This window comes from Kineococcus arenarius subsp. arenarius (genome assembly GCF_050871845.1).
Taxonomy (GTDB): Bacteria; Actinomycetota; Actinomycetes; order Actinomycetales; family Kineococcaceae; genus Kineococcus.
On the sequence record NZ_JBJLSE010000153.1, the window covers coordinates 1 to 5202 of the forward strand.

The window sequence follows — 5202 nt, forward strand, 5'->3', positions numbered from 1 at the left end:
CCGCCACCCCGCGGGGTGGCGGCCCTCCTGGCGTGCGCTGCCGCTCAGAGGCGCGAGCTGGTGGCCCGGTCGCTGGCGTCGGTGTCGGTGGTGGCGGCGGCCCGCTCGCGCCGCTTGCGCCCGCCGCCGGACATCCGGCGCTGGAGGTACTTGGCCACCTGCTCCAGCAGCAGGTTGATGACGATGTAGATGAGTCCGATGACGAAGTAGGTCTGCAGCGGGTTGTCCAGCGCGCCCCGCAGCCGGCCGGCGACCTGGCCGAGGTCCACGATGAGCGCCAGGACGATGCTGGCCAGCGCGGTGTCCTTGAGGATGACGACGAGCTGGCTGATCAGCGCCGGCAGCATGGAGCGGACGGCCTGGGGCAGCTGGATCACACGCATGACCTGGCCGCGCGTCAGGCCGACCGCCAGGCCCGCTTCCACCTGCCCCGCGGGCAGCGACAGGACACCGGCCCGCATGATCTCGGAGATGATCACGCAGTTGTAGAGGGTCAGGGCGATGACGAGCGACACCTCGGGGCCCTGGTGGATCCCCACGGCCCGCATGAGGACGTCGACGTACAGGATCGTCACGATGACCGGCAGGCCGCGCAGCAGCTCCACCACCGCCACGAGGGGGGCGCGGGCGACCCGCCCGAGCGAGAGCCGGGCGGCGGCGATGACCGTGCCGATGACGAGCGAGAGGACCACGGCGAAGAAGGCGGCCCGCAGCGTGACGACGAGCCCCTCGGCGATGCGGGCCCACACCAGCGGGAACTGCTCGTCGGAGGGGTTGAGCAGCGGGCTCCACAGCTCGGCGTCGAACTGGCCGCGCTCGGCCAGGCGCAGCGCGGCGGCGACGAGCAGGGCCAGCAGGACGAGGCCCGCCACGACGCTGCCGATGAGCGTCCTGCGGCGCGCCCTGGGGCCGGGGGCGTCGAAGAGGACGGCGGTGGGCTGGCTCACCGGGCCACCGCCAGACGACGCTCGGCCAGCGCGAGCAGCGCCGCGGCCGAGAGGGTCATCACCAGGAAGCCGATGGCGACGCCGGTGAGGATGGGCAGCTGGGGGTACCCCTGGGCGCTCGTCAGGCGCGCGTAGACGCTGAAGAGCTCGCCGCCCACGCCGAGGGCCCCGACCACGGCGGAGTTCTTGATCATGGCGATCAGCACGTTGCCGACCGGGGGGACCACGGCCCGCAGCGCCTGCGGCAGGATGATCAGCCCGAGCGTCTGCCGGAACGTCAGGCCGATGGCCCGCGCCGCCTCCGCCTGCCCGCCCGGGACGGTGGCGATGCCCGAGCGCACCGCCTCGCACACGAAGGCCGAGGTGTAGAGGACCAGCCCGATCACCCCGAACACGTAGTACGAGACGTTGATCCCGACGGTCGGGATGCCGAAGGCCATCGTGAAGAGCACGAACGCCAGGGGGGTGTTGCGCAGCCACGTCACGTAGAAGGTGCCGAACCCGCGCAGCACCGGCACGGGCGAGACGCGGAACACCGCCAGGACGGTGCCCCAGAGCAGGCTGCCCACGGCGCCCCACGCCGCGATGCCGAGCGAGCGGAGGAACCCGCTCCAGAACAGGTCGATGTTGTCGATGACCGGCTGCACGCTCGGGCCTCCACCGGGGTAGCTGGGGAGCACGAGGAGGGGCGGCCGCCACGTCGTCGGGGCCGCCGTCCCCCCTCGTGCGCTGGGGGCGGGGTGCCGCGCTGTCGCGGCACCCCGCGGGTGGGTGCGAGGACTCAGGCGCAGGGGTCGGGCTCGGGCAGCGTGGGCGTCTCGGTGCCCTCGTACTGCCCCACCGTGGACGTCCAGGCCTCCTCGTAGTAGCCCTCGTCCGCGGCCTCCTGCAGCGACTCGTTGATGAACTCGCAGAAGGCCGTGTCGCCCTTCTCGATGCCGATGCCGTAGGGCTCCTCGGTGAACTGCTCGCCGACGAGCTTGAACTCGCCCTCGTTCTCCGCGACGTAGCCGGTGAGGATGACGTTGTCGGTCGTCAGCGCCTGCACCTGGCCGTTCTGCATCGCCGCGACGCAGTCGTCGTAGACCTCGAAGGTGACGAGCTGGTCGGGGCTGGCGAGGTACTCGCGGATGTTCTCCGCCGGGGTGGAGCCCGTCACGGAGCAGATCTTGACGTCCGGGTTGGCCGCGAGGTCCTCCGGGCCGGTGATCGTCGTGTTGTCCGCGTTCACCATGATCTGCTGGCCCGCCACGTAGTACGGGCCGGCGAAGGTGATCCGCTCCTTGCGGGTGTCGTTGATGGTGTAGGTCGCCACCACCATGTCCACGGTGCCGTTCTGGATGAGCTCCTCGCGCTGGGCGCTGGGGGCCTCGACCCACTCGATGGCGTCCGCCTCGATGCCGAGCTGCGCGGCGATGTACTCCGCGATCTCGACGTCGAAGCCCTCGGGCTGGTTCTCGAGGTTGACCAGGCCGAAGCCGGGCTGGTCGAACTTCGTGCCGACGGTGATGGTGCCGGCCTCGCTGAGCTCGGCCATCGTCGTGCCGGCCTCGAAGCTGGTCCCGGTGTCGGGGCTGGGAGCTTCAGCGCCCTCGGTGGAGGTGTCCCCGCCGCACGCGGTGAGCGTGAGGGCGGCGACCACGGACCCGGTGAGCAGGGCGGTGCGGAACTTCCTCATGGGAACGGTGCCTCCTGGTGGTGTCGGTCGTTCGGGGTGCCGCGGGGCGGCGGTACCGCCGGCGGGCCGGCGGCGCGGTCGGCGGTGCCTCAGTGGCTGAGGATCTTGGACAGGAAGTCCTTGGCGCGCTCGTGCTTCGGGGCGGTGAAGAAGGTCTCCGGCTCGGCGTCCTCCACGATCTGCCCGTCGGCCATGAAGACGACGCGGTCGGCGGCGCGGCGGGCGAAGCCCATCTCGTGCGTGACGACGATCATGGTCATGCCGGACTTCGCCAGCCCGGTCATGACGTCGAGGACCTCGTTGATCATCTCCGGGTCCAGTGCGGAGGTCGGCTCGTCGAAGAGCATGACCTTCGGGTCCATGGCCAGCGCCCGGGCGATGGCCACGCGCTGCTGCTGCCCGCCGGAGAGCTGCGCCGGGTACTTGTCGGCCTGGTTGGCCACGCCCACGCGCTCGAGCAGCTCGTCGGCGCGCTTTCGGGCCTGCTCGGCGCTCACCCCGCGCGCCTTCACCGGCCCCAGGGTGACGTTCTCGCGCACGGTCTTGTGCGAGAAGAGGTTGAAGGACTGGAAGACCATGCCGACGTCGGCGCGCAGCTTCGCCAGCGCCTTGCCCTCCTGCGGCAGCTCCTCGCCGGCGATGGTGATGCGCCCCGAGTCGATGGTCTCGAGCCGGTTGATGGTCCGGCACAGCGTCGACTTCCCCGAGCCGGACGGGCCGATGACGACGACGACCTCGCCCTCGGCCACCGTCAGGTCCACGTCCCGCAGCACGTGCAGGGCGCCGAAGTGCTTGTCCACGTGCTCCAGCCGCACCAGCGGCCGGCGCGCGGAGGACGCCCCGGACGGGGTGGTGGCCGCGGAGGGGTCACTCATGCGGCCAGAACGTACAGGCACCGTGCAGGGCGCCCACCGGACGCCCACGGATGCGGGCAGATCGTGACCCGAGCGTGATCTTCCGGCGTTGACCTACCCTGGACGACGATGAGCACGCCCACCGTCCCCCGCCCGACCGGCCCGCTCGACGCGCCGGTCGAGGCAGCCGCGCCCGAGCAGGCGCCCCGCACCTACCAGGTGCGCACCTTCGGCTGCCAGATGAACGTCCACGACTCCGAGCGCCTCTCCGGCCTGCTGGAGGGCGCCGGCTACGTGCGCTTCGACGAGGCGGGCGGCGACGGCCCGGCCGAACCCGACGTCGTCGTGTTCAACACCTGCGCCGTGCGCGAGAACGCCGACAACAAGCTGTACGGCAACCTCGGGCACCTGGCGCCCGTCAAGGAGCGCCGCCCCGGCATGCAGATCGCCGTCGGCGGCTGCCTGGCGCAGAAGGACCGCGGCGAGATCGTCCGCAAGGCGCCGTGGGTGGACGTCGTCTTCGGCACCCACAACGTGGGCTCGCTGCCGGCGCTGCTGGAGCGCGCCCGGCACAACGCCAGGGCCCAGGTGGAGATCCTGGAGTCGCTGGAGGTCTTCCCCTCCACGCTGCCCACCCGCCGCGAGTCCCCCTACGCGGCGTGGGTGTCGGTCTCGGTGGGCTGCAACAACACCTGCACCTTCTGCATCGTGCCGTCGCTGCGCGGCAAGGAGAAGGACCGCCGCCCCGGCGACGTGCTCGCCGAGGTCGAGGCGCTGGTGTCCGAGGGCGTGCTCGAGGTGACGCTGCTGGGGCAGAACGTCAACACCTACGGGGTGGAGTTCGGCGACAAGCTCGCCTTCGGCAAGCTGCTGCGCGCCACCGGCGGCATCGCCGGCCTGGAGCGGGTGCGCTTCACCAGCCCGCACCCGTCCAGCTTCACCAGCGACGTCATCGACGCCATGGCCGAGACGCCCAACGTCATGCCCAGCCTGCACATGCCGCTGCAGTCCGGCTCGGACCGCGTGCTCAAGGCCATGCGCCGCTCGTACCGGCGCACCCGTTTCCTGTCGATCCTGGAGGAGGTGCGCGGGCGCATCCCCGACGCGGCGATCACCACGGACATCATCGTCGGCTTCCCCGGCGAGACCGAGGAGGACTTCCAGCAGACGCTGGAGGTCGTCGCCGAGGCCCGCTTCGCCAGCGCCTTCACGTTCCAGTACTCCCCGCGACCGGGCACACCGGCCGCCACGATGGGCGATCAGGTGCCCAAAGCGGTGGTGCAGGAGCGCTACGAGCGTCTGACCGCCCTGCAGGACGAGATCGCCTACGCCGAGAACCGCGCGCAGGTGGGCCGCACCTACGAGGTGCTCGTCGCCGAGGGCGAGGGCCGCAAGGACGCCGCCACGCAGCGGCTGTCGGGGCGCGCGCCGGACAACCGGCTCGTGCACTTCTCGCTGCCCGAGGGGGCGAGCGCGCCGCGCCCCGGGGACGTCGCCACGGTCACGATCAGCCGCGGGGCCCCGCACTACCTCGAGGCCGACGCCACCGAGTCCTTCGCCGTGCGACGCACCCGCGCCGGGGACGCCTGGGAGGCCCGCCAGGCGCGCCCCGAGCCCGCTGCGGCCGCCGGCCCGCGGCCGGTCGGCCTGGGGCTGCCCACGATCCGCCGCCGCTGAAGCCGCGACCACCGACGCGCGAGGGCCCCGCACCTGCCGGTGCGGG

5 protein-coding genes are annotated in these 5202 nt (G+C 72.1%); 1 reads left to right on the forward strand and 4 read right to left on the reverse strand.

The features are described from left to right. Positions 1-44: 44 nt before the first annotated feature. From ACRYM0_RS20180 to ACRYM0_RS20195, 4 genes are all read right to left on the reverse strand, one after another. Complete coding sequence (locus ACRYM0_RS20180; RefSeq protein WP_432507636.1) at positions 45-947, reverse strand: amino acid ABC transporter permease; 903 nt, start codon at positions 945-947, stop codon at positions 45-47. After that, a complete protein-coding gene (locus ACRYM0_RS20185) occupies positions 944-1594 on the reverse strand; it encodes an amino acid ABC transporter permease (protein WP_432507637.1) in 651 nt (216 codons plus the stop codon). The genes ACRYM0_RS20180 and ACRYM0_RS20185 overlap by 4 nt, the downstream gene beginning before the upstream one ends. A gap of 134 nt (positions 1595-1728) precedes the next feature. Further along, the gene (locus tag ACRYM0_RS20190; RefSeq protein ID WP_432507638.1) at positions 1729-2625 is read right to left on the reverse strand and encodes a glutamate ABC transporter substrate-binding protein; all 897 of its coding nucleotides are present in this window, start codon (positions 2623-2625) and stop codon (positions 1729-1731) included. A gap of 89 nt (positions 2626-2714) precedes the next feature. Then, the gene (locus ACRYM0_RS20195) at positions 2715-3500 is read right to left on the reverse strand and encodes an amino acid ABC transporter ATP-binding protein (protein ID WP_432507639.1); all 786 of its coding nucleotides are present in this window, start codon (positions 3498-3500) and stop codon (positions 2715-2717) included. Positions 3501-3608: 108 nt separating this feature from the next. Between ACRYM0_RS20195 and miaB the strand changes: the two genes are divergently transcribed. Continuing rightward, positions 3609-5156 (forward strand): tRNA (N6-isopentenyl adenosine(37)-C2)-methylthiotransferase MiaB, encoded by a 1548-nt coding sequence (gene miaB, locus ACRYM0_RS20200; protein ID WP_432507640.1) that lies wholly within the window; start codon positions 3609-3611, stop codon positions 5154-5156. The last annotated feature ends 46 nt before the right edge of the window (positions 5157-5202 follow it).